The sequence below is a fragment of the Actinoplanes sp. NPDC048791 genome (genome assembly GCF_040650095.1).
In the GTDB taxonomy this organism is placed as follows: Bacteria; Actinomycetota; Actinomycetes; order Mycobacteriales; family Micromonosporaceae; genus Actinoplanes.
Genome location: NZ_JBEZGQ010000810.1, coordinates 1 through 3,862 on the forward strand (window position 1 = coordinate 1; position 3,862 = coordinate 3,862).

Consider the following 3,862-nt stretch of genomic DNA (forward strand, 5'->3'; position numbering starts at 1 on the left):
GCGGAACGCGGCCGAGCACGCCACGACGTCGGCCCGGGGCAGCAGATCGGCGAAGACCGGACGCCAGCTGCCCGCGTCCAGCAGCAACGGCCGACCGCTGCGCGCGGCACCCAGCGCCAGCCGCGGATGGTGCCCGTCGACCAGCACCATGTCCGCGCCGGCCAGCAGTTCGGCGAAGCCCGGGGGCACCGGAGCCTCGGCAGCGCCGGCGTTGCGGCTGACGATCGTGCGCTCGCCGGTCGCGTCCAGCACGGTGACGGCCGAGACCGGGGGTGGCGTACGCGCCAGCGGTGTCGCGTCGAGCAGCGTCACCCCGTACGCCTCGGCATCGGCCCGGATCAACCCGCCCAGCGGATGCGCGCCGACCGCCGTGACCAGAGTGACCTGCGCGCCCAGCGCGGCCGCGGTGATCGCGGCGTTGGTGGCCGGCCCGCCCGCGGCCACCTCGGCCGTGAGCGCCTCGGCCTTGGAGTCCACGCCGGGCAGCCGGTCGACGCGCTGCACCAGGTCCACGGTGGCCAGGCCCACGCAGACGATGTGCACGGCGGGTCCGGGGCTCAGTTCGCCAGTTCGGAGAAGAACGTGCCGACGTTGCGGAAGACCTCGGCGATGCCGTCGCCGATGCCCTGGGCGATGTCCGCCGCCGGGCCCGGGTTGGTGCCGATGTAGAAGATGACCAGGATCAGCACGATCCAGCCGACGGCCTTCTTCATGGCACACCTCGTCCCGTGGGTCTTGATCGATGTGATCGTGGCACAGCCGCGCACCCCCGACGTGGATCTACGCGCTATCGATACCGAAAAGCCGGGCCGCGTTGTGCCAGCAGACCGCGCGCAGCCAGTCGTCGCCGAGTTCCAGCCGGCGCAGGGCCTCGAGCTGGTGGGCGTACGGGTAGGGGATGTTGGGGAAGTCGCTGCCCAGCAGGACCTTGCCCGCCAGCCCGAGCTCGCGCAGCCGGGGCAGCAGCGCCGGCGGGAACGGCGCCAGCTCCTCGAAGAAGTCGGTGAACGCCATGGTGGTGTCCAGGCCGACCCGTTCGTAGCGTTCGGCCAGCTCGACGAAGCCCTCGTACTCGGGCCCGCCGAGGTGGGCGGTGAGCATGGCCAGGCGCGGGTGGCGGGCGAGCACCCCGCCGATCGGGCCGGGGCCGGTGAAGCCGTGGGGGACCGGGCCGGAGCCGGCGTGCACGACGACCGGGGTGCCGGACTCGGCGAGCAGTCCCCAGGCCTCGTCCAGCTGCTCGTCGCGGGGGTCGAAGCCGCCGACCTGCAGGTGCAGCTTGAAGATTTGCGCGCCACGGTCGAGTGCCGCGCGGACATCGGCGGCCGCGGACGGCTCCGGGAAGAAGGTCGCGCTGGGCAGGCAGCCGGGGGTGCGGGCCGCGAAGTCCAGCGTCCAGGTGTTGAGGTCGGCGGCCATCCCGGGGCGATGGGCGTACGCCAGTGCCGAGAAGACCCGTACGCCCAGCGCGCCCAGCTCGGCCACCCGCTCGGCCTCGGTGCCGCGGTAGCGGATCGGCCAGGCCCGGCCGATCAGCGGTCCGGCCTGGTCGAAGTGGGCCCAGACCCTGCGCTGCATCCGCTCGGGCAGGAAGTGGGTGTGCACGTCGGCCAGGCCGGGCAGGCCGAGCTCGCGGAGGAAGTCGTTCACCACCCGATCATCGCCTACCTCACATTCTGATAGCTGCTGGCTTTTGAGTGCTACTGTCATTTCATGGCTACTTCCACTTCACGGTGGTGGGCGCTCGGCGCGCTCGCCCTCTGCACTCTCGCCATCGGGCTGGACAGCACGGTGCTCAGCGTCGCGCTGCCGACCCTGGCCGGCGACCTGCACGCCACCACCGGTGACCTGCAATGGATCACCACGTCGTACCTGCTGGTGATGGCGGCCGCCCTGCTGCCGGCCGGCATGCTGGGCGACCGGTTCGGCCGCAAGCGGATGCTGGTCGGCGCGCTGGTGCTCTTCGGTGTCGCGTCGGTCGCCTGCGCGTACGCGGTCTCGACCGGCCAGCTCATCGCCGCCCGGGCCGCCCTCGGTCTCGGCGCCGCCGTCCTCATGCCGCTGACCTCGGCCGTCCTGACCGTGATCTTCGACCCCGCGGAACGGCCGAAGGCCCTGACGATCTGGGTGACGGCCAGCGCGCTCGGCATCCCGCTGGGGCCGGTCGTCGGCGGCTGGCTGCTGGACAACTTCTGGTGGGGCTCGGTCTTCCTGATCAACGTGCCGATGGTGCTGGCCGGGCTGATCGCGGTGCTGCTCTGGGTGCCGGAGTCGCACGGTGACCGGGCGCGGCGCTTCGACCCGCTCGGCATCGTGCTGTCGGCGGCCGGGCTGGTCGCTCTCACGTACGGGGTCATCGAGGCCGGCGAACGCGGCTGGACCGACCCGCGGTCCCTGCTCACCGCCGTGGGCGGGATCGCCGTCCTGGCGCTCTTCCTGGCCTGGCAGCGGCGGGCCCGGGCACCCCTGGTGGACCTCGCACTGTTCCGGTCCCGGGCCTTCACCTGGGGATCGTTGCTGGCCACGGTCGCGAGTTTCGGCATGTTCGGGATGCTCTTCGCGCTGCCGCAGTTCTTTCAGGCCGTCGGCGGTAACGACGCGCTCGGTACCGGGCTGCGCCTGCTGCCGGTGATCGGCGGGCTGCTGGTGGGTGCGCGGGTCGCGGGCCGGCTGGAACCGCGCCTGGGGGCGAAGACCGTCGTGACGGCCGGGCTCCTGCTGATGGCGGCGGGGCTGTTCACCGGCGCCACCACCGGTCCGGGCACCGGGTACGGCTTCGTCGCGGCCTGGATCGCCGTCGCGGGCGTCGGGCTGGGCTTCACCATGCCGCCCGCCATGAACGCCGCCCTCGGCGCGCTCTCGCCCGAGCGCAGCGGTGTGGGGTCGGGACTGATCCAGGCGTTGCGCCAGGTGGGCGGGGCCATCGGGGTCACGGTGCTGGGCACGGTGCTCAACGGCGCGTACCGGGACGGGGTCGACGTGACCGGGCTGAGCGCCACGGCAGCCGACGCCGTCCGGGACAGTGCCACCGCCGGGGTCGCCGTCGCCGGTGGGCTGGGCGATGCTGCGCTGCTGGGATCGGTGCAGGCCGCCTTCACGTCCGGCATGGACCTGGCGCTGGTCGTCGCGGGCGGGGTGGCGGTGGCTGGTGCCGTACTCTCGCTGCTCTTCCTGCCGGCTCGCCCGGCGGCGCCGGATCCGGCGAGCGCCCCCCTGCCACCCACGACGCTGCCGGCACCGGCAGAATCGGTGGTATGACGTCGACCCCGCCGGCCGGCCTGCGTGAGCGCAAGAAGGCCCGGACCAAGGCCGCGATCCGCGAGCACGCGATGCGGCTCTTCCACGAGCAGGGGTACGCCGCCACGACGGTCGACCAGATCGCCGCGGCGGCGGACGTCTCCCCGAGCACGTTCTTCCGGTACTTCCCGACCAAGGAGGACGTGGTCCTCACCGACGACTACGACCCGCTGATGGTCGCGGCGCTGCGGGCCCAGCCGGCCGAGCTGTCCCCGATCGAGGCGATCCGGCGCAGTGTCCGGGAGCTGTTCGGGCAGCTCACCGACGCGCAGTGGCAGCAGGAGCGGCGCCGCCAGCAGCTCATCGCGAGCGTGCCCGAGCTGCGGATGCGCACCCAGCAGCAGTACGCCGACTCGATCACGCTGCTGGCCGAGGTGGTCGCCGAGCGGGCCGGGCTGCCGAGCGACGACTTCTCCTGCCGGGTGGTCGCGGGCGCGGTCCTGGGCGCGGCGATGGCCGCCAACCGCGAGGGGAAGAGCATGGCCGACGGGGCCGTGTACTTCGAGGAATTCGACCGGGCGCTGGCCCTGCTCCAGGCCGGCCTCCCGGTCGGCCCTGCCGCGAG

Annotated in this window: 5 protein-coding genes; 2 read left to right on the forward strand and 3 right to left on the reverse strand. The window is 73.1% G+C overall.

Features of this window, described 5'->3' with window-relative positions; all coding sequences use genetic code 11:
* The 3 genes from AB0C29_RS37505 to AB0C29_RS37515 form a co-directional block, all read right to left on the reverse strand.
* The coding region (locus AB0C29_RS37505) for a PfkB family carbohydrate kinase (protein ID WP_360830813.1) at positions 1 to 543 on the reverse strand (543 nt) is incomplete at its 3' end.
* Between the two features lie 14 nt (positions 544 to 557).
* The gene (locus AB0C29_RS37510; protein ID WP_360830816.1) at positions 558 to 713 is read right to left on the reverse strand and encodes a hypothetical protein; all 156 of its coding nucleotides are present in this window, start codon (positions 711 to 713) and stop codon (positions 558 to 560) included.
* A 67-nt stretch (positions 714 to 780) separates the two neighbouring features.
* A complete protein-coding gene (locus AB0C29_RS37515) occupies positions 781 to 1,650 on the reverse strand; it encodes an amidohydrolase family protein (protein ID WP_360830819.1) in 870 nt (289 codons plus the stop codon).
* Between the two features lie 63 nt (positions 1,651 to 1,713).
* On the opposite strand from AB0C29_RS37515, the gene AB0C29_RS37520 reads away from it, so the two are divergent.
* Both AB0C29_RS37520 and AB0C29_RS37525 read left to right on the forward strand, forming a co-directional pair.
* Positions 1,714 to 3,258 carry a DHA2 family efflux MFS transporter permease subunit gene (locus AB0C29_RS37520; protein WP_360830822.1) on the forward strand — a complete coding sequence of 515 codons (1,545 nt, stop codon included), beginning with the start codon at positions 1,714 to 1,716 and terminating at the stop codon, positions 3,256 to 3,258.
* Positions 3,255 to 3,862 (forward strand): TetR family transcriptional regulator (locus AB0C29_RS37525; RefSeq protein ID WP_360830826.1); only part of this gene is annotated, 608 nt, incomplete at its 3' end. The genes AB0C29_RS37520 and AB0C29_RS37525, both read left to right, overlap by 4 nt.